This is a genomic window from Ferdinandcohnia sp. Marseille-Q9671, assembly GCF_976954385.1.
The window spans coordinates 2,082,909-2,102,737 of the sequence record NZ_CDRJTA010000001.1; the positions used below are offsets into that span (position 1 = coordinate 2,082,909).

General features: G+C 38.4%; 15 protein-coding genes and 1 pseudogene. 2 read left to right on the forward strand and 14 right to left on the reverse strand.

All coding sequences use genetic code 11. The annotated features are described in order from the left end of the window. Positions 1 to 89 precede the first annotated feature (89 nt). The 3 genes from ACWNMY_RS10370 to ACWNMY_RS10380 are packed head-to-tail and all read right to left on the reverse strand — an operon-like array spanning position 90 to position 3,277. Positions 90 to 1,247, reverse strand: coding sequence for an anhydro-N-acetylmuramic acid kinase (locus ACWNMY_RS10370; RefSeq protein WP_449538149.1), 1,158 nt, complete (start codon positions 1,245 to 1,247; stop codon positions 90 to 92). Between the two features lie 19 nt (positions 1,248 to 1,266). After that, positions 1,267 to 2,313: a serine hydrolase domain-containing protein gene (locus ACWNMY_RS10375; protein WP_449538150.1), complete on the reverse strand. Its 1,047-nt coding sequence runs from the start codon at positions 2,311 to 2,313 to the stop codon at positions 1,267 to 1,269. A gap of 13 nt (positions 2,314 to 2,326) precedes the next feature. Further along, positions 2,327 to 3,277 (reverse strand): GNAT family N-acetyltransferase, encoded by a 951-nt coding sequence (locus tag ACWNMY_RS10380; protein ID WP_449538151.1) that lies wholly within the window; start codon positions 3,275 to 3,277, stop codon positions 2,327 to 2,329. A gap of 407 nt (positions 3,278 to 3,684) precedes the next feature. Here ACWNMY_RS10380 and ACWNMY_RS10385 point away from each other — a divergent pair, with 407 nt between their 5' ends. Continuing rightward, on the forward strand, positions 3,685 to 6,321 hold the full coding sequence (locus ACWNMY_RS10385) for a glycosyl hydrolase family 18 protein (RefSeq protein ID WP_449538152.1): 2,637 nt from the start codon (positions 3,685 to 3,687) through the stop codon (positions 6,319 to 6,321). Positions 6,322 to 6,381: 60 nt separating this feature from the next. On the opposite strand, the gene ACWNMY_RS10390 is transcribed toward ACWNMY_RS10385, so the two are convergent. The 10 genes from ACWNMY_RS10390 to ACWNMY_RS10435 all read right to left on the reverse strand — a co-directional run bounded on the left by ACWNMY_RS10390 (position 6,382) and on the right by ACWNMY_RS10435 (position 16,792). After that, a complete protein-coding gene (locus tag ACWNMY_RS10390; RefSeq protein ID WP_449538153.1) occupies positions 6,382 to 7,356 on the reverse strand; it encodes an N-acetylglucosamine kinase in 975 nt (324 codons plus the stop codon). A 65-nt stretch (positions 7,357 to 7,421) separates the two neighbouring features. Further along, positions 7,422 to 8,291: a MurR/RpiR family transcriptional regulator gene (locus ACWNMY_RS10395; RefSeq protein ID WP_449538154.1), complete on the reverse strand. Its 870-nt coding sequence runs from the start codon at positions 8,289 to 8,291 to the stop codon at positions 7,422 to 7,424. A gap of 154 nt (positions 8,292 to 8,445) precedes the next feature. Continuing rightward, positions 8,446 to 9,393, reverse strand: coding sequence for a GNAT family N-acetyltransferase (locus ACWNMY_RS10400; protein WP_449538155.1), 948 nt, complete (start codon positions 9,391 to 9,393; stop codon positions 8,446 to 8,448). A gap of 1 nt (position 9,394) precedes the next feature. Beyond that, a complete protein-coding gene (gene murQ, locus ACWNMY_RS10405; RefSeq protein ID WP_449538156.1) occupies positions 9,395 to 10,309 on the reverse strand; it encodes an N-acetylmuramic acid 6-phosphate etherase in 915 nt (304 codons plus the stop codon). Between the two features lie 13 nt (positions 10,310 to 10,322). Then, positions 10,323 to 11,471, reverse strand: a complete 1,149-nt coding sequence (locus ACWNMY_RS10410; RefSeq protein WP_449538157.1) for an exo-beta-N-acetylmuramidase NamZ family protein — start codon at positions 11,469 to 11,471, stop codon at positions 10,323 to 10,325. A 59-nt stretch (positions 11,472 to 11,530) separates the two neighbouring features. After that, on the reverse strand, positions 11,531 to 12,145 hold the full coding sequence (locus ACWNMY_RS10415) for a YesL family protein (protein ID WP_449538158.1): 615 nt from the start codon (positions 12,143 to 12,145) through the stop codon (positions 11,531 to 11,533). Between the two features lie 204 nt (positions 12,146 to 12,349). Next, on the reverse strand, positions 12,350 to 13,948 hold the full coding sequence (locus ACWNMY_RS10420; RefSeq protein ID WP_449538159.1) for an extracellular solute-binding protein: 1,599 nt from the start codon (positions 13,946 to 13,948) through the stop codon (positions 12,350 to 12,352). 112 nt (positions 13,949 to 14,060) lie between these two features. Then, on the reverse strand, positions 14,061 to 14,984 hold the full coding sequence (locus tag ACWNMY_RS10425; RefSeq protein WP_449538160.1) for a carbohydrate ABC transporter permease: 924 nt from the start codon (positions 14,982 to 14,984) through the stop codon (positions 14,061 to 14,063). Positions 14,985 to 14,997: 13 nt separating this feature from the next. Beyond that, the gene (locus ACWNMY_RS10430; protein ID WP_449538161.1) at positions 14,998 to 15,975 is read right to left on the reverse strand and encodes an ABC transporter permease; all 978 of its coding nucleotides are present in this window, start codon (positions 15,973 to 15,975) and stop codon (positions 14,998 to 15,000) included. Between the two features lie 106 nt (positions 15,976 to 16,081). After that, positions 16,082 to 16,792 (reverse strand): PIG-L deacetylase family protein, encoded by a 711-nt coding sequence (locus ACWNMY_RS10435; protein WP_449538162.1) that lies wholly within the window; start codon positions 16,790 to 16,792, stop codon positions 16,082 to 16,084. Positions 16,793 to 17,490: 698 nt separating this feature from the next. On the opposite strand from ACWNMY_RS10435, the pseudogene ACWNMY_RS10440 reads away from it, so the two are divergent. After that, a pseudogene (locus ACWNMY_RS10440) lies at positions 17,491 to 18,788 on the forward strand (IS3 family transposase); the annotation flags it as partial. Positions 18,789 to 18,873: 85 nt separating this feature from the next. Here the strand turns inward: ACWNMY_RS10440 and murQ (ACWNMY_RS10445) are convergent. Next, on the reverse strand, positions 18,874 to 19,785 hold the full coding sequence (murQ, locus tag ACWNMY_RS10445; RefSeq protein ID WP_449538163.1) for an N-acetylmuramic acid 6-phosphate etherase: 912 nt from the start codon (positions 19,783 to 19,785) through the stop codon (positions 18,874 to 18,876). Positions 19,786 to 19,829 lie beyond the last annotated feature (44 nt).

A 19,829-nucleotide genomic window follows, 5' to 3' on the forward strand; every position in this document is an offset into this window, starting at 1 on the left:
ACTTTTGGTTTTGTGATTCGACTTTTGGTTATTTTTGGTCAAATAAATAAAAAAAGACCATAATTGGCCTTTTAGTTAAAGCGATCTATTTACCATGCCATCTTCCCCATCACCACACCATTTTTTGCACCTGTAGCGGATGGTAGATTGTTTGTTCTTTTTTGATAGCATTGATAGCCAAGTAATGCAAATGCAATTGCCTCCTTTGCTTCCGCTGGAACCCCAACCTCATCGGAACTCCTAACATTAATTTCTACCGGGAGATGGTGTGCCATTCTGTCCATGAGGGTCCGGTTAAATCTTCCTCCACCACTTACAAGGACCTCTTGTAAATCACAACTTTTCTGGTGCCTCCTAATATCATTTGAGATTGTAATAGCGGTAAGTTCTGTAATGGTTGCAATTTTATCTACATTCGCAATTGATTCTGCATCTCGCCATATTTTTTGGGCAAATTCTCTTCCGAACAGCTCTCTACCCGTACTCTTAGGAGGTGATTGCTTAAAATACGGATGCTCCAGCAGTTCCTGTAGCAACGTTTCATTTATTTTCCCTTTCGCTGCAAACCTCCCATTATGGTCATACGTATGTGCGCCATCTGTAGCCCACTCTGTAAACATATCGATTACCATATTCCCTGGGCCCGTATCATATGCAATGACGTCCTCTTCTTTCCCGTTTTTTGGAAGAATGGTTACATTCGATATCCCACCTATGTTTAAGAGAACTCTTCCAAACTCCTTTTCTTGAAAGAGGACGTAGTCAACATAAGGAACTAGAGGTGCACCTTGACCACCAGCTGCCATATCACGTGTTCGAAAATCACCGACAGTCAAAATACCTGTTCGCTCCGCGATTACACCAATATCGCCTATCTGAAGGGTAGAAGTGATTTTCCTTTCCTCTATCTCAATCGGGTCAGGCTGGTGATATATGGTTTGTCCATGTGAGCTGATTAGTAAAATATCATCATGTGACATGCCAGATTGACGAATAACCTTTGTTGCTGCTTCCGCGAACATTTCTCCTAATAGCATATTCATCACAGATATATCTTCTAATCTAGCTTTACTAGGATCACATAAATGTAGAATTTTTTGCCGGATTTCTCTAGAGAAAGAGTCCGAAATAAACCCTACGTTCCTTACACTTGGCTTATGACCATCTGTTATCTCTACCAAAGCCGCATCAATGCCATCTAATGACGTACCCGACATTAAGCCCACAACATAATCTTGTTTCGGCATCTGATCTACCCTTTCCATCTTAAAAGTATGAACGTATGATAGTATGTAATCTTGGTCGTAGACGTACTATATGCGAGTGGCGCCCGAAGTGAACACGATTCGTTAAAAGAAGGACAGTCAGATTTACTTTAGAATCAAACCAAATACTAGTACCCGTGAAACCTGTGTGACCATAGGAACCTTCTGAAAACAAATCTCCACAAGAGGAAAGAACGGGACTTTTTAAAATCCATCCCAGCCCTCTGTACTCATTATCAAAGGGTGTGTAGTTTTTTCTAGATAATTCGAGAACAGCCTCAGACAGGATTTTTTTCCCTTTGTACATTCCGTTGTTTTCTATCATTTTGGCATATTTTTGAAGGTCCTGTACGGTTGAAAACAATCCAGCATGACCGCTAATTCCGCCCATTGATTCTGTATTATCGTCATGAACAATTCCACATTTATATTGCTTCCATTTCTCACTATATTCTGTGGCCGCATACCTTTCCTTTGTAAATGTTGGGTTAAAACCTGTTTCAAACATCTCAAGTGGGTCAAACAACTCTTTCTTTACAAAGCTTTCAAACTTTTGCTCAGTCACTTTTTCAATAATTCGATATAGAGTAATCAGTCCTAAATCACTATAAATGACCTTCGTACCAGTTGCTACTTCAAGCGATTCATCATAGATGCGTTGGAGAATTTGATCTGTTGACAAGTTCTCTGCATAATACTGCCTATGCGCAGGAAGACCTGATGTATGCGTTAACAAATGTCGGAGCGTAATAGACTCTTTCCCGTTTTTTGAAAACTGCGGTAGGAAAAAGGCAACTGAGTCATCTAACCGAATTTCTCCTTGGTCAATAAGCTTTAATAGAATAGGTAATGTCGCGACCACCTTTGTTAAAGAAGCTAGGTCGAACACAGTGTCTTTCCTCATCGGCAATACGTTTGGATATACAGCACTATTTCCAATAGCCTCCTCTAGAAGAAGTCCTCCATTATGAGAGACACTAATCACAGCGCCAGGAATATGTTGTAAATCAATTTCCTTTTGAAGAAATTCAAGAACTTTCTCCTTCATGTCCATACCTCCCTTATATCTTCTTAAAGTAAGAGTGATAGCTTTTACAAACCTCAAACCCTAGTTTATTATAAAAGCTCACCAATCCCGTCCAGTCTATCACGATGTCAGTAACATGACGCTTGTGCAAATAAGAAACAGCTGCTTCCACAATGAAAAGTCCGTACCCATGTTTTCGCTCAGTTGGATCTATACCAAGAGGGCCAATACCACCCAGTTCTTGTCTATATAACGGTGACCAGTATACATTTTGTGCTATCTCTGGTGATTTGGAATCATTAATTCTGCAAAAACCGATAATCTGGTTCTTCTTTTTTAAAAGAACAAACTCTCTACCTTGGCCACCCGTTTCGAAATATTTAATCGCCTCATATTCCCATCTTCCTGGAAAACAACGTTTCAAAAAGGATAAAAATTCTTCTTTCTCTTCTAATTTTAAAAGGGAATGCTCCACTCCTTCTTTTGAGGGAGTTTCTCTTGTATGTCTTTCACTATGACAGTCTAAATCATATTCCGTTGAGCTTGGTATGTAGCCACGCTTTTCAAACCAGGTACGTACTGCTTCATAATGGAGTGGAATACCCGGAAAATAATGATATGTATCTTTTCCAAGCCAAAGATGAGTCATTCCGCTTTCTTTTAACTTGTGTTCGGCATGCTGTAGCAGCTTCTCTCCAATGCCTCGATTACGATAGTTTTGGTCAACAAGTAGAACTTGAATCCAACCTGTTTCTTTCCCAATACCTACATCTATTTTATCCTGCCATCTCTTTGAAACCACAAAACCTACTACTCGATTCTCATCATTTATTGCAATAAGTGAACCATCCATAAACACATTACAATCATCAAAGCTATTTTGTTTGAATAATTCTTTTCTCATCGGAAAATCGATACCTATTTCCTGATTCCAAAGACTCACTAACTCTTCCAACCTATCACTATTCCAACTCTCATATTTCATAGATTAATCTCCTTTATAAAAATTTATATAGGATTGACTTGTTGTTATGAACAGTACAGGCGAAATTTGGTTTCACCCACCATCTATTTATATGTTATCACAATTAAAAAATACTTTAAATAAAATAATAATTTAGTACTACGTTAATATTATTGAAACAATAATTCAATGGTGGTACACTTGATTTACATGAAGGGCTATCGTCCCTTTCATGAGACATAGCTAAATAGGATGATAGATACACAGGAGGTGATTGTATAAGGAATAGTAGAACAAATTGAAAGGACATCCTGTTATAACAGCCACGACAAGTTACTGCATTATTCCCTCAAGATTACACACAAGAGCTATTTACCTTTCAACACAAAATTCTAATTCAGCACTTATTACTAAGGAGATGAAGATATTTGACTAAATTTTCCGGAATTTTTATTCTTTTTATCGTTATTTTCGGAAGCGTTTTCACAAATGTGTATGCACAAGATAAAAATACTACCTCCACATCTTATATTGATGTTACTACAATCGAGGAAGGCGGAAATTCAGTAAAGGGCAGTGCTACGATAACTGCTATTCCCGATTCGACGAAACAGGTTGTAAGTGCACAGTTTTTTGCAAAGGCAATTAATGAGGCCGAAACAACTTATTACCCCTATGCAAAATTGTCTAAGGCACCCTTCACTTGGAGTTGGGCTACCGGAGACCCTTGGGTACCAGATGGAGAATATAGCTTACGAGTCGATTTCACTTATGCTTCTGGAGAAGTTGAAACCGTCACAAGAAACATTTTTGTCAAGAATTATGCGGAGCCTACCTCCCCTGCATCACCTAAAGACTTAATAGTCACATCTCGATCAACTTCAACTGTAGATTTGAGTTGGACGGCATCCACTTCTACCAAACTATTTAACTATGAAGTCTACCATAATGGAACCAAAGTTGGTGAAACAACAAATACTTCTTATGAAGTTGCGGGTCTTGCTGCTGAAGATCTACATGACTTCAGAGTAAAGGCAAAAGACATATACAATAATGTCTCTATTGATGACAATACCATTTCCGTCTTAACAAGCGATACCATCCAATCCCAGCCTTTTATTAGTGAAATCAACGCTCCGGAACCAAATGGCGCTACACCTAGAAGTGAAGGATATTCCGGATCGATCAATCTATCGGTAGATATTGAAGATTCTAGTGTTGAAAGTGTTGAATTCTTTGTAAAAACAACTGCAGCACCTGAAAGTGCGTACTGGAAATTCCCTGTAACAAAGAAGGATGGTGATATGTATAATGTTAGCTGGGATACAACATCTGCACCTGAGGGTACTGCAATTATTAAAGCAGTTGCTACGGATTCAAATGGTCAAAAAACAACCGTAACAAGAATATTCCTTGTGGATAATGTGATTGAAGGCTATGTTCCACCACAATGGGACCCTGCTGATACACCACCACAAAACTACATCATCGCATATTTAGCTGGCTGGGCAACACTAAGCGGTTTTGATATTATGCATGATTTAGATGCTAGTAGATTGACACATGTAAACTATGCGTTCGGACTTGTTGGCACAGATCATAAAATTAAGATGAGTGACCCAGTCAATGACCCTATCAATTTTGGAGAACTTCGTAAATTAAAGGAAAAGTATCCACATTTAAAAACAACAATTGCAGTCGGTGGCTGGGGTGGTTCTGCGAACTTCTCTGAAGCTGCAGCAACCGAAGAAGCTAGAACTATTTTTGCTGATAGTTTAGTAGACTTTATCATTGAACATGGGTTTGATGGCGTTGATTTAGATTGGGAATACCCGGTAAGCGGTGGAGGACCAGGTACATACCCTAACCCAGCTGACAAGGAAAACTATCCTCTTCTTTTAGAAAAGATTCGTGAAAAGCTAGATGAACAAGAAGAAAAGGATCGAACTCACTACACATTATCGATCGCTGGAGCTGCTAATACAGGCTTCGTGAACAATACACAGCTTGGGTTATCTCAACAATACTTGGATTATGTTCAAATCATGACATATGACATCCATGGAACATGGGAACCTCTTGCTGACCTTAACGCTCCTTTGTATGATGATAACGGTAGAACCTGGAGTGTAGATAAGGCTGTAACTGCCTATTTAGATGCAGGTGTACCAGCAGAAAAAATCGTCATGGGTACTCCGTTCTACGGGTATCGTTACAATGTAACCTCAAGCGAAAACAACGGGTTAGGTCAACCATATGAAGGAAGTGGTTCAGCAACATATAGCCGTATTATTCGTGATGATTATTTGAATAATGGATATGAGCGCTTCTGGGATGAAGGTACGCAGACACCTTATCTATTTAACGCAGAGGAATCGATTTTCATATCCTATGATGATCCGGAATCACTAACGATTAAAGCGGAATACATTCGTGAACGTGGGCTTGGAGGAGCTATGATTTGGGAAGTTAGCCAGGATCATGGTGTCGATTTATTAGATTCTCTTTACCAGGTACTAAAGAATCCTATTGATCCTTCTGAAATTGGGTTAGAGAAGATTACGATGACGGTTTCTAAGGAAACACTTCTGCAAAACTCGCATGAAGAGGTTAATCTCCAAGGTACTCTTGCTAACCGGAAAGAGGCAGATTTAACGGGCGCAGAGATTCAATGGTTCATATCAAACTCTGAGGTTGCAGACATCGAAAATGGTACACTAACTGCAAAAAATGCGGGAACAACTGACATCTATGCAATTGTTACCCTTAATGGTAAAGAAATTCAAACAGATGTCATTACGATAATAGTTGAAGTAACAGCTGCATCAATGATTGAACAAATTGTTAGTTTGGAACAAAACGGAGTAATTGAACATTCATTATTCAAACAGTTAACAAATAAACTTAAAACAGCACAGCACCACTACCAAAAGGGACATATCAAACAAGCAATCAAACATTTAGATGACTTCCAAAAACACCTCAGTAAAGGTAAAGCTTATGACGAAGTAAAAACCATGCTAGAGAGTAATGTAAAGGCACTTGAAGTAGCGTATTCTAAGTAATTTTTCGGGAAGAGAATAACAAAAGGTTTTCTAGATTCACAACCTAGAAAACCTTTTGTTTTACCTATTCTTACTGAACCTTTCTATAAAACCACTGTTAACATCTACTCCCTCTTCAAGTAAACCAGCAATCACTGCACCACCAACAGGTTCAATACCCGGTCTAACTAGCTTTGTATGAAGGCCACCTCTCTTCAATACCCCCTCTATCGGCTCCTTAAATAAATCAAGACGATTAAAAAGGCCACCTGCCAGTACTACCGGTATCTCACTCTTTCGCTCCTGTTCGGTAAATAGCTTCTCAATCAAACACGATACCGATTCACCTATATGGACTGCATTCTTTCGTATAATTGCTTGTGCTACTGAATCTCCATTATCTGCTGCTGCAAATACATATTTACTTAAAGAAGCTATCAACTCTTTGGGGTTTATCGCTTGATAGATGGTATGTATAATATCGGGAAGCTTTTGCACTTGAAAATGTTCACAAAGTAATGACTCGATCTGAGTAGAATGACTTAATCCATCATAAGCAGTAAAGGCTGACTGCAACCCCTCACTACCTACAGCAAAACCACTGCCCCCCTCACCGAGTAAATATCCCCAACCACCAACACGATCGAATTCCCCTTCCGAGTTAAGCCCCAATGTAATGGAACCTGTACCTGCAATCTGGACAATTCCTGGCTTTCCTAAAGTCCCTGAATATAACGCAGTGATTGCATCATTGTTCACCGTTACTGGAATCGACTCAGGTAATAAAGATTCTAGTAGCTGTTTCATCTCTTTACGTGCTGATGGGTGATCAACCCCGGACATCCCTGCATACACCCTCTTTATCTGTAAAAAGACAGCATCACTTTGACTTTTTAATGTCTCTAGAAGGCGGCCTAGTTCAAGCTTTAAGTCCTCCTTCTTTACATTATTTGGATTAGATGCACCTACTGTTGCTTCTGCAAGTACCTCTCCAGTCTCGCTTGCAATGACTCCTTTTGTCTTTGTTCCACCACCATCAATTCCTAAAATAAACATAATTTTAGCCTCCTTTTCGAAAAAAAGACTAACCCATACACGAGTTAGTCCTTTTACTTGTTTACTTAACTGTTCTTTTTATTACGGCTCATTAAGAACTCCACAGCTTCTCGTGTTGCATTCAAATGCATAATCGTATCATCATATTGTAACGAAGCTACGCACATAAAGAGGATATCTATCACTTGTAGCTGCGCAATACGAGAGGATGTTGCACCACTTCTAAAAGTAGTCTCCTTGGTAACAGACGTATATAATTTAATATCCGCATAATTCGTAACTACCGGACTCCCATACTTTGTGAGACTGATTGTAGTTGCTTGTTTTTCTTTTGCAAGTTGCAGTACTCGAGCAACCTCTTTTGTTTCCCCTGAAAAGGAAATTCCAACAACAACATCATCGCTTTCTGCATTTGCAACTTGTGTAGCCGCCATGTGCATATCTGCAAAGGCGTAAGCTGTTTTATTTATTCTAAGAAACTTTTGCTGTGCATCCTGGGCAATGATGCTTGACGCCCCGACACCAATAAAATGGATTTTCCTTGCATTCCTCACTACCTCAATAGCCTTCTTTAGCTCATCAACGTTTAGTAATTCAGCAGTTTCACGAATTGTTTGGATACTATTATTTGTCATTTTTTCAATAACGGATTCAATGGATTCATTTGGTTCGATATCACTAAATCCAGTATTAGTTGTTTTCTGTAGATCTCCTGCAATTCGTAGCTTTAAATCCTGGAATCCCTTAAGGTTAAGTGATTTACAAAGCCTTATGACTGCTGCACCACTCGTTGAACTTCTCTTACCTAGTTCATTTGCAGTTAATGAAATTGCCTCCTGAGGGTTATCAATAATATAACTAGCAATTTTCTTTTCAGAAGGTGGTAATAGCGGTAGCATCTCTGTGAGAATTACAAGTCCTCCATTTGTTGCCATACATGTATCAGCTCATTTCTTTTTATCTAGTACGTTATTTGATAAAGATCTCATCCATTACTATTATAATGTCAATTTTACCGGGCAAGTGTCCCATAGAAATTATATACTATTTCCGCTTACATCCTCTAGTAGTAAAGGTTACAATTACTGCTTAAATATCCTTTTTCATCACATGAAATGTACGTGTAATGTTGAAACCTGTTTTTTTATAGAGATATCCTGCTGACGTCTTTTCTCCTGTCCATAGGAACCACGCGCCATGTAAACTTTCTGCCTTCATATTATGTAAGCATAGATGCAATAAAATTTTCCCTAACCCTTTGCCTTGTTGTTCTGGATCAACACCAAACGGCCCAAAGCGATCAGGTACTTGTTCGTATCCACCATAAATACAGAATCCAACAATTTTGCTGTCCTGTCTTGCAACGAGAATCCGTTCCATTGGCAAGCCTTGCAGAACACCCTCACGAATTGCCCTACCCCAATCCGGGTTAAATGCCACATTTGCGAATTGAATCACATCATAAAGGTCTTTATCCTCGGCCTTAGAGAACGTATAACCTTCAGCTTCCCTTTCTTTGACAAGGTTTCTTATTTCATCTGAAAGCTTGAAATCTACTAAATTGCGATCCATTGCTATTGGGGAGTAGAGTCTCGCAAACCCTTGGCTTTGTAAGAATTGATAGGCTTCTGGATATGCATCCTCATCAATACCAGGCATAATATAATTGGGAGCATATGATGAAAAGAAGACGTGTTTCCGATTATTTTCCTGTAAAAATTCAATAGCCTCTTTCATCAATTGAGCTCCAACACCTGTTCTTTGATGCCCTTTGTCTACGAAAAAGAAAGGAATCCATCCGTTATCAGGTTCTAAGTCTGTGCCATACATCGGTAAAAGTCTTCGAACCGCATACACACATCCTACTAATTTATTATTTTCGTACGCTAGCCTCATTCCTTGCGGATCAAAGTTTGCGTCGAGTAGGACGAGATTACGGAACCGTTTAGACGTAATAGGATCTTTCCAAAGAGTTTGATTCCAAAGTTCGACGATTTGTACTTCATCACCTGATTGATAATATCTATATAATACCATGTTAATTCACTCCCCCATTTGCAATATCAATGGCCTTGCGAACAAATCCATTTGCTGATTGAATATACCCTTTTGCCTGTTCAAAGGTTGCACCTGTTTTAATCATGACAATAGCTGGTTTCACCTCATAGTTCGTAATTTCCAGCATCTCTTCAGCTTTACTATATGGTACACCCGTAATCGTTGATACAATACTTTTAGCCCGCTCCTGAAGTTTAATATTACTAACCTTTAAATCTACCATAAGGTTTTCATATACTTTTCCCACCTTTATCATGGTTGAAGTTGTAATCATATTCAAAATCAGTTTATGAGCCGTTGCTGCCTTCATCCGAGTTGATCCCGTTACTACCTCTGGGCCAGTTTCAACCTCAATGGCAATGTCCGCATGCTCGCTAATCTTTGCATTCTTATTACTTGTAAGACTAACGGTCTTAGCACCAACCTGTTTTGCGTACTGAAGAGCCCCAATTACGTAAGGTGTTCTACCACTTGCAGCAATCCCTATTACCACATCAATACTTGTTAGATTTCTTTCTTCTAGATCCTTAGCACCTAGTGTACTGTCATCTTCTGCACCTTCCACTGCTTTAATGAACGCATTTTCCCCTCCAGCTATAATAGCTTGCACAAGATCTGGGGGAGTGCTAAAAGTTGGTGGACATTCAACTGCATCAAGAATCCCAATTCTTCCACTCGTACCGGCTCCTATATAAAATAACCTTCCTCCGCGAATTAAAGATTGGTAGACCGTTTCAACAGCCGATTCCACTTCTGGTAACACATCTTCTACACGGTAGGCAACGGTCTTATCCTCATCGTTAATGGTTTTTAAGATTTCCATCGTAGACATCGTATCGATATGTGCGGAGTTTTGGTTTCTCATTTCTGTCGTTAGCGTTGATATATTTGTCATATAGTTATCCATCCTATTTATACAAGAGATATGGTTCTCTTTGTTTTTTGAAAGAAGCTACCTGCACTTCACACCCCTCCAAGAATGCACGTGAAGTTCCTTGCAGAATATGATCCCGTAACTTTTTTGTTCCTGCCAGAAGATCAAAAAAGTATTTACCATCACTCGTACTACTAAAACTGAAATCATTTGGATACATTTCAGCTATTGTTTCTATAAGTAAAATTCCTGCTTCCAAAGAATGTAATTTTCGTCTCTCAGCTACATGCAATTGTATTCCGCCACATATTTCATCTTTATGCTTCTGATAGGTAGGAATAAACGATGTAGGGCGTGCTATCACGCCTGATACCATTTTTTGATTAAAAGCCTTTGCTATTTTATGACCATCCATAAATGGTGCACCAACATATTCAAAGGGCCTAGTTGTACCTCTGCCTTCTGAAAGATTTGTACCCTCTACAAGACATGTTCCGGGATATAATATAGTCATATCGATATTCGTTGTATTAGGAGAAGGGGGTACCCAAAATAAACCAGTTTCATCATGGTACATATGTCTATTCCAAGCTTGCATTGGAATGACAGTTAATTCGCAATCATATCCAAATTCATGTTTAAAGAGTAAAGCGAGTTCTCCTACGGTCATACCGTGTCTGTTTGGGATTGGAAGTAATCCAACAAATGATCTGACATTCTCTTCCACCAGATTACCTTCTGTTTCCACACCTGAAACAGGATTTGGTCGATCTAACACTACAAATTCTTTTCCTAGCTCCGCGCATGCTTCCATTACATATGCCATTGTATAAATGAATGTATAATACCTTGAACCGATATCCTGAAGGTCAAAGACGACAACATCAACAGGGTCCAACATTTCTTTACTAGGTTTTCTACTTGCACCGTACAAACTATATACAGGTAAGCCCGTATACGGGTCTATTGACGACTCTACCTTCTCGCCTTCCTTCACATCTCCACGTATACCATGCTCTGGGGCATACAAAGCTACTAACTTAATGTCTGCATGTTCATAAAAAAGGTCAATTGAAGGAACGAGGTTTTGGTTGACACCTGTTATATTGGTTACAAGCCCAATCCGCTTACCCTTATACCTCTCAAATTGACTCTCTAAAAAAACATCTAATCCAATCTTCATTAAATCACTCCTTCCAATTCTGTTTCTCTAACTTGAGCTCAAATTTTCCTGTGTAGTCATTATTGGGTCTCTTCTTTCGGAAATGATTTAATGGAAATCCACATCAGCACATAGCAAAGTATGGAACCACCAAAATAAATAGTTAAAATAGGAACCATACGTAATAGTGTGAGGACCAAAAGACTACCTGTTACCATCATTAGCGTTTGTAAAGGACGGCCAATGGCCATGATCAATGCATATTTAATATATTCCAAGGTTTTAAACTGATAATGAACGAAAATCGGAAAAATATAGAGTAGAACTATAAAATATAGCAAAAAAAGAAATAAAAATAAGAAAGATAGTAACTGTGTAATGACTCCCTCAGACGATTGGAAGAATCGAAGGTCAAGATACAGCAATGCACCAATTAACACCAGTACATAACCAATTACATTTGACTGTATAAATTCAGTCTTGTAATTCTGCCAAAATGTTTTAAATATCGGAACGTCCTTTTCACCGAGCATCCATTTCCGCACAACAGAAAACATCGCGGCTGTTGCTGGAAAGAAGCCGAGAAGTAGGACTCCTACTAAAGAAAAGGCAACCCAAAGCACATTTATATATAAAACTCGTGTAATTACCTCCGCTATTCTATATACCTTCCAAATCAATCCCTCGAAACTCATTACATTCACCTCAAAAGAATGTGCCTTAATTGGGACAAGGGGACCTGTCCCTCTGACCCATTTTACATAGTTTTTCAGTGTCTAGCTTCAGGCGCCATCGGCTCGAGGTCATAAGCCAAACGCTTCGGAAGGTAAAATGCACCTTCTGTCAGCGCTTGTCTTATGCTTGTCGCCGATAGACGGGCGCCTTGCGCTTTTCATATATTATTTAGCTTCAGCCCAACGGTCATATGCTGCTTGGTTGATCTCAGCTAATTCATCTGCACCTAGTTGTTTTAATGTTTTTACAAAGTTATCCCATTCGCCATCAATTGCTGTTTGACCAGAAACGAACTTTGCTTCCATTTGTTCAAGATAAGACTCTAAATCTGGTAAAATCGTATTAATTCTAGCTTGCTCATCTTCTGTGAAATACACTTGTGGGAAAGGTACTTCCGCATATGGTAAGTATTCCTCTTCAATCCATCCAGAAATTAAGTGAATGGTTGGATTATCCTCTTTTGCGAAAAATTCTTGTTCTAATACCATTGGAACTGGAGTACCAGCACCCGGAGCATGCTGTGCATTAGCTTGAGTTGTGTTCATGCCTTCCGGAGCCAATAGCTTCCAGTTTCCATTATCATCCCATTCCCAGTTCTCACCTTCCACACCTAGACGTGCAAGGTATGTACCTTCTTCAGAATACATATGATCTAACCAGCGCATAGTTGCTTCTGGATGTTCATTGTCAGATGTAATAGCAGCGCGCCCTCTCTTAATTTCGGAAAGCTTTGTCATAAGCTTATTGCTATTTAAATCACTTGTTAATGGTGGTAATAATGGATAATTTGACCCTAATGCAGGATCAGCATAGCCTACCATTACAATTGGCCACGTTGGGAATACCCCTACTTGGTCTGCTGCTCCCTTCGCCACATATTGTTCCCATGTATGAGAGAATACTTGTTGGTCGAGAAGCTTTTCAGAATATAAACGGTTTAAGTATTTTAAGTATTCCTTATACCCATCTTGAACGAACGCATAACCAACTTCACCGTCATTTTCAAAAATTCCACCTTGTTGGTTAATTCCAAAAGCCGGTAAGAAGTGATATCTAAGTTCTGCGACACTTGAAGCAGTTAATGGGATTTCGTCTGCTTCACCATTGCCATTCATATCAGTTTCTTTATATTTTTTTAATAACTCGTAAACCTCTTCTGTTGTATCTGGTCTTTCTTCAATACCTAATTCCTTAAGCCAGTACCCATTCATCCACATTATTGGTGTTTGAGAGGTTGTAGATGTATCAATACCTGGTAATGCATAAATATGTCCATCTGGAGCCGTGATAGACGATTTTAAATCTGGGTATTTTTCCATTACCTTTTTAAGATTTGGCGCATATTGGTCAATAAGATCTTCAAGTGGAGCTAACATCCCTTGTGAACCATAGTCTACCTCTTCAGCTGCCGTAAAGTTACCACCAAAAAAGACATCTGGAAGCTGCATACTTGTAAATGCTAATTGTTTTTGTTGTGGATATTGATCTGATGTTGACGTTCTATATTCAAAATCGATATTTGTAAGCTCATTCATCTTCTTGAAGAAGTTCATATCTCCCCAGTTTGGTTGAAGGGGGGAGCTCTGTCCCATCATTTCTAACTTCAGTGGTTCCGTAACGATAGGATATCCAGTGTCGTTGAGATTCTTCGGAGCTTCTTTTTTACCTGATGCCTCTTCTTTGTTTGAACAAGCTCCTAAAAGTAACCCTGAAGCTAAAAGCATTGTACCTGTGGCAATTGATATTTGCTTTTTAAATTTCACAAACAATCCCCCTTAAATGTTCAGTAAGTTGTAATAGACTCATTCATTTATTCAGTAACACTATACATTTTTCTTGACCCTCACCCCCTATTTAATCGTCTGATGCATTTGGTTATCCTTTAACAGAGCCTATCATGACACCCTTTAAGAAGAAGCGCTGTAGGAATGGGTAAGCAATTAGAAGTGGAGCAGCAGATACAATCATAACCGCGTATTTTACGACACTAGCAATTCGCGCTTGTTCTCCAATCGCTTCTACATTTCCACCTTGCATCATTAGTTCTGTTGCGATTTCTTGCTGTATTAAAATTTCCCTTAAAATAAGCTGAAGTGGGAAAAGTTCTCGATCCGTTAGGTAAATAAGTCCTGCAAAGTATTGATTCCAGTGGCCAACTCCGTAGAATAACGCCATTACTGCAATGATTGGAGCCGATAATGGCAGTACAATTTGAAAGAATGTTCGGAACACTGATGCGCCATCGACCTCTGCTGCTTCCTCTAATCCCCTTGGAATGGTTACCTTAAAGAATGTCATCGTCACGATAATATTCCACACGGAGGCTGCGCCAGGTATGACCATCGCCCAAATGGTATTAACCATTCCTAAATCTCGTACTAATAAGTATGTTGGGACAAGACCACCATCAAAGAACATCGTAAAAATTAACATTGCCATAATAACACCTTTACCCACGAGCTCAGTACGAGATAGTGCATACGCACAAGGTAGAGTGACAGCTAGGTTAATGAGTGTGCCTAATAGTGTATAGAATATGGTGTTACGATAACCAACCCAGATTTCTTTGCTTTCAAAGACCCTCTGAAATCCTTCAAACGTAATATCCTTTGGAAATAGCCACATCTCACCCGAATTTACAAAACTCGGATTACTAATTGAGGCACTGACGATATAGATTAGTGGGTACATGATAATAATGATGAAGAACCAAACGAGAATCTTATTGCAAATATCGAATAGTCGATCCGACCTAGTTTCAATTATTTTGTTTTTCTTGTTCTGACTCTTGATTTTCATGCTGGATACTCCTTTACCATAGACTTGTACCCGTTCTTCTTGCGAGTCTATTAAATACGATTAAGATAATAAAGTTAATGACAGAGTTAAATAATCCTACTGCAGTAGAATAACTAAACTGTCCATTCAATAATCCAATATCATACACATACGTTTGGATTACTTGAGAAGCTTCTAGGTTCAACGGATTTTGCATTAATAATATCTTTTCAAAGCCAACAGACATAAAGTTACCCATATTCAAAATTAATAGAATAACTATCGTTGGCAAGATTCCCGGTAGATTGATATGCCAAATTCGTTGCCATCGGGTCGCTCCATCTACCTTTGCAGCTTCATGTAGCTGTGGATCAATTCCCGCAAGTGCTGCTAGGTATATAATTGCTCCCCATCCAAGATTTTGCCATTCACCAGAAAAAACAAATATCGTTTTAAACCATGCTGGGCTTGTCATAAAGTTAATAGGTTCAAAGCCTAATAGTTGGATAAAATGATTTATGATTCCAGTTAATGGGTCTAAAAAAGCGATTATCATCCCAACAAATACAACGACCGAAATAAAGTGTGGCGCATACGTGATAGTTTGCGCAGCCTTTTTAAATTTCCCATCTCGTAATTCATTTAGGGACAGAGCGACGATAATTGAAACAGGGAATAGCAATAACTGATACAAATTAATAGATAAGGTATTCCACATTAAATCCCAGAAATAATAAGATTCAAAGAATCGAATAAAATGGTCAAAACCAACCCATTCACTACCTAAAATTCCGTCTACAGCTCTAAAATTCTTAAAGGCAATCTGAACACCATACATTGGGTAGTACTTAAATACCAGAAAATAAATAATTGCCGGTGCAAGTAATACATATAACTGCCAATGCTTAATGATTTTCCCCATTCTTTGACTTCGTACCTTACGTTGTTTTGGAACCTTCTTCGAAATGTTAGAAGCTATTTTTTGGGTCTCTGCATTCATTTCACTGTTCATACGAGTTATGACAACCCCTCTCTCATTCTATATAAGGGATAAATCCTTGACCTCTACAATTCCTTGTAAATCTATCAAGGAGTAGAACGGGGAATTATTCAGCACATCAGATTTCATGTCCAGGAATAAACCCTCTTCTTACATTTCCTCCAGTAGGAAACTTTAGTGTTTGTGAATACTTTGCTCGGCTTACACACCCTCTAACTGTTCCTAATGCTTTGTAATAATCGTAGTAACGGAACGACTTAGAATTCATAATAAACCAGTAGTTAGATAACGCTTCCAAATATGTGTCAAATTCTTCGGATACATCTACGAATATATCAGGTACATACCCTTCCATGTCCTCCCAGTTCTCACTGTGATAGAATGGATAGAAATGAGGTGCTAGGCCATCTAGATCGAACCCTGGAAGACCCGCTTTTAATTGAGCTGCTTCTACAATTCTAGGGCAAAGTTCATGATCCGGATGGATGCTGTTTACCCAATGAGTGATAACAACAGTAGGACGAAGCTTGCGCATTAGAGTAGCTACACGCGTAACAATTTCATCATCAAATGTTAACTCTGCATCCTTGTAATCTAGCGTTATACTTTTTCCACCTAGGATTTCAGCAACTTTTTCCGCTTCCTCGATCTTTTGCTTGCGGTATTCTTCTACCGATAGATGTGGTGGATTTCCTTTTTCACCGGCAGTTAAGTGTACAAACGTTACATCCCAACCTGCTTTTGCATATTTATGTGCAATCGCGCCACCTTGAATTTCAACATCCCCACAGTGAGCCCCTACTAATACCAAATGCTTTTTATTTTCCATATCCTATTACCCCTCTCCTATTTTTGCTATATGTATTTCTTCCTAAAAGATAACTCTGATACCCCGCAAACACTATAGTAGATAATTACCATTTATTTAAAGATATCACAAAAAATGTAGTTTTAAAATAAAAAATTAAAATATTTAGAATTAACTTGATTTTTTATTTTAAAATTAGTCTTCACTGTTTGTTAACGCTTTCAAAGAACCTTACTATATCCTCTTCTAAACTTATTACCTATAATTAGTATAGCATGGAATAATTAGTTTTGAAATGTAATTTTAAATAAAAATATAATTTTTGTATTAATATTTCAAACTTATCTATCATATCCTTACTGGATGGCAATAAAATAAGGCTGACTCATAATGATATGCTCCCCCTTAGGTAGACAGATTAAAAAATATAATCTGTTTTACCTTAGGGGGAGTTTTTTATGTCCAATAAAATCTATTCTAGTCAGTTTAAGTATGAAGTAGTAACAGCTTATAAGAACGAAGATTATACAGTTAAAGAACTCACCGAGAGATATCAAATACCTAAAGTTACTTTATATAAATGGGTAGAGATATTTGATAAAGATGGGGAAAAAGGATTTGAATACTCTAGCACCTGGAAGTCCTATTCTAAAGAGGTGAAATTAGCCGCTGTTCTAGATTACACATCGGGGGAATATTCACAATATGAGATTGTTCGAAAGTATGAAATTTCAAGTAGAAGTGTCCTTCAGAGGTGGATTTCCAAGTATAATAGTCATAGAGAATTAAAGGATACGTCGAAGGGAAGGACGAGCTCTATGACTAAAGGGAGACAAACTACTTGGGTTGAACGAATTGAAATAGTAATGGATTGTATAGGGAACGGGAAGGATTTTAAGAAAACAGCTGAGGCTTATGAAGTATCCTATCAACAGGTATATCAATGGGTTAGGAAGTATGAAAATGGTGGAGATGAAGCGCTTAAGGATAATCGTGGTAGAAAAAAAGAAGAAACTGAGTTAACTCCAGAGGATAAGATCAAGTTACAGATGAGAAAGTTAGAAAGAGAAAATGAACGTTTGCGTGCGGAGAATTTGTTCTTAAAAAAGTTAGAGGAGATCGAAAGGAGGCGAAAATAAGCCAAATCCGATTTGAGGACAAGTACATCGCTATTAAGGAACTTCATGAGAAAGAAAATCTAAGCATCTTGTTACTTTGTGATATCGCTGGTATTACACGGGCAGCTTACTATAAGTGGCTAAAGCGTACTCCTTCTGAACGGGAACTACAGAATGAAGAAATTATTAAAGAGATGAAAGACCTTCATGAAGAGGTAGAAGGCATCTATGGATATCGGAGAATGACGATGACCATTAATAGAAAACTTGGGCAAAACTTCAACCACAAACGTTTTTATAGACTAATGAAAGTCGCTGGTATACAGTCTGTCATCCGGCAAAAGAAGAAACGTTATAAGCACTCTATCCCTCAACATGTTGCAGAAAATGTATTAAACCGCGAGTTCACGGCTGAAAAACCAAATGAAAAATGGGTAACTGATGTCACGGAATTTAAATATGGAACATCAAAGAAGGCCTATTTAAGCGCTATTCGTGATCTATATGATGGATCGATTGTGAGTTATGTATTAGGACATTCAAATAACAATAAACTTGTTTTTAAGACCCTCGATCAAGCTACACAATTGTTGGATGGAGACCATCCACTTATTCATAGCGATCGTGGTTTCCAATACACTTCTAACGGATTCAAAAGCAGAATAGACAAGGCAGAGATGACACAAAGCATGTCCAGAGTTGGAAGATGCATTGATAATGGACCTATGGAATCATTTTGGGGAACGCTTAAATGCGAGAAGTATTATTTGCGTAAGTATGGGACTTTTGAAGAATTATCTAAAGCGATAGACGAGTATATATTTTTCTATAATCATAATAGATATCAAAAACGACTAAACGGCCTCAGCCCTATGGAATATAGAGCTAAAGCCGCTTAGGTCATTTTTTATTATTTCCACTGTCTACTTGACAGGGGGCAGTTCATAAAGTGAGTCAGCCCTTCTTATTAGTAAACCTCTCAATCTAAACTTCTTTACTCGCTAATTCAATTGCATTTCTAACAAAACCGTTAGACAGTCGAATATATTTTTTCGCTGTGTCATAAGAAACCCCTGTTTTTATCATTACAATGGATGGTTTCACCTCATACTTAGTAAGTTCTAATACCTCTTCTACCTTGTTAATTGGTTCATTCGTTATTGTAGACACGATATTTTTTGCACGTTCTCTCAACTTTACATTACTGGCATTCAAATCTACCATTAAATTTTCAAATACTTTACCCAGTTTTATCATGGTTGAAGTTGTAATCATATTTAGTACCATTTTGTGGGCAGTTGCTGCTTTCATACGGGTTGATCCCGTGATTAATTCTGCGCCGGTTATTACTTCTATCGCCACATCAGCGTATTTGCTAATAATTGAATTTTGATTACTTGATACACTTATCGTTTTCACACCAATTTGTTTTGCATATTGAAGGGCACCAACTACAAAAGGAGTTCTGCCACTAGCTGCAATCCCAATTACCACATCAATGTTGGTAAGCCTTTTTTCTTCTAAATTCCTTGCACCTAAATGTAAATCATCCTCTGCACCTTCTACAGCCTCTACGAGAGCATGGTCTCCTCCTGCTATAATTCCTTGAATGAGTTCGGGAGGAGTCCTATATGTTGGTGGACATTCCACTGCATCCAGGATTCCTAACCTTCCACTCGTACCCGCTCCTACATAAAATAATCTGCCACCCTTTTTGATAGATTCACAAACTATATGAACAGTTGCTTCGATTTCTGGTAATACAGCCGCAACACTAGATGCTACAGTTTTGTCCTCTTTATTAATAGTCCTCAATATCTCTTGAGTTGTCATTTGATCGATAGTAGCGCTGTTCTCATTTCTCGATTCAGTCGATAAGTTTGCGATTTTAATCATATGTTTACCATCCCAATCACCGTGAATTGTTGTTCATTTATATT

What these genes read in the sequence shown, in the direction of transcription:
- ACWNMY_RS10430 (WP_449538161.1), bottom strand. Translation starts at nt 15,975, where the DNA reads ATGAACAGTGAAATGAATGCAGAGACCCAAAAAATAGCTTCTAACATT.
- murQ (WP_449538163.1), bottom strand. Translation starts at nt 19,785, where the DNA reads ATGATTAAAATCGCAAACTTATCGACTGAATCGAGAAATGAGAACAGC.
- ACWNMY_RS10425 (WP_449538160.1), bottom strand. Translation starts at nt 14,984, where the DNA reads ATGAAAATCAAGAGTCAGAACAAGAAAAACAAAATAATTGAAACTAGG.
- ACWNMY_RS10380 (WP_449538151.1), bottom strand. Translation starts at nt 3,277, where the DNA reads ATGAAATATGAGAGTTGGAATAGTGATAGGTTGGAAGAGTTAGTGAGT.
- murQ (WP_449538156.1), bottom strand. Translation starts at nt 10,309, where the DNA reads ATGACAAATATATCAACGCTAACGACAGAAATGAGAAACCAAAACTCC.
- ACWNMY_RS10390 (WP_449538153.1), bottom strand. Translation starts at nt 7,356, where the DNA reads ATGTTTATTTTAGGAATTGATGGTGGTGGAACAAAGACAAAAGGAGTC.
- ACWNMY_RS10410 (WP_449538157.1), bottom strand. Translation starts at nt 11,471, where the DNA reads ATGAAGATTGGATTAGATGTTTTTTTAGAGAGTCAATTTGAGAGGTAT.
- ACWNMY_RS10370 (WP_449538149.1), bottom strand. Translation starts at nt 1,247, where the DNA reads ATGCCGAAACAAGATTATGTTGTGGGCTTAATGTCGGGTACGTCATTA.
- ACWNMY_RS10395 (WP_449538154.1), bottom strand. Translation starts at nt 8,291, where the DNA reads ATGGCAACAAATGGAGGACTTGTAATTCTCACAGAGATGCTACCGCTA.
- ACWNMY_RS10435 (WP_449538162.1), bottom strand. Translation starts at nt 16,792, where the DNA reads ATGGAAAATAAAAAGCATTTGGTATTAGTAGGGGCTCACTGTGGGGAT.
- ACWNMY_RS10375 (WP_449538150.1), bottom strand. Translation starts at nt 2,313, where the DNA reads ATGAAGGAGAAAGTTCTTGAATTTCTTCAAAAGGAAATTGATTTACAA.
- ACWNMY_RS10400 (WP_449538155.1), bottom strand. Translation starts at nt 9,393, where the DNA reads ATGGTATTATATAGATATTATCAATCAGGTGATGAAGTACAAATCGTC.
- ACWNMY_RS10415 (WP_449538158.1), bottom strand. Translation starts at nt 12,145, where the DNA reads ATGAGTTTCGAGGGATTGATTTGGAAGGTATATAGAATAGCGGAGGTA.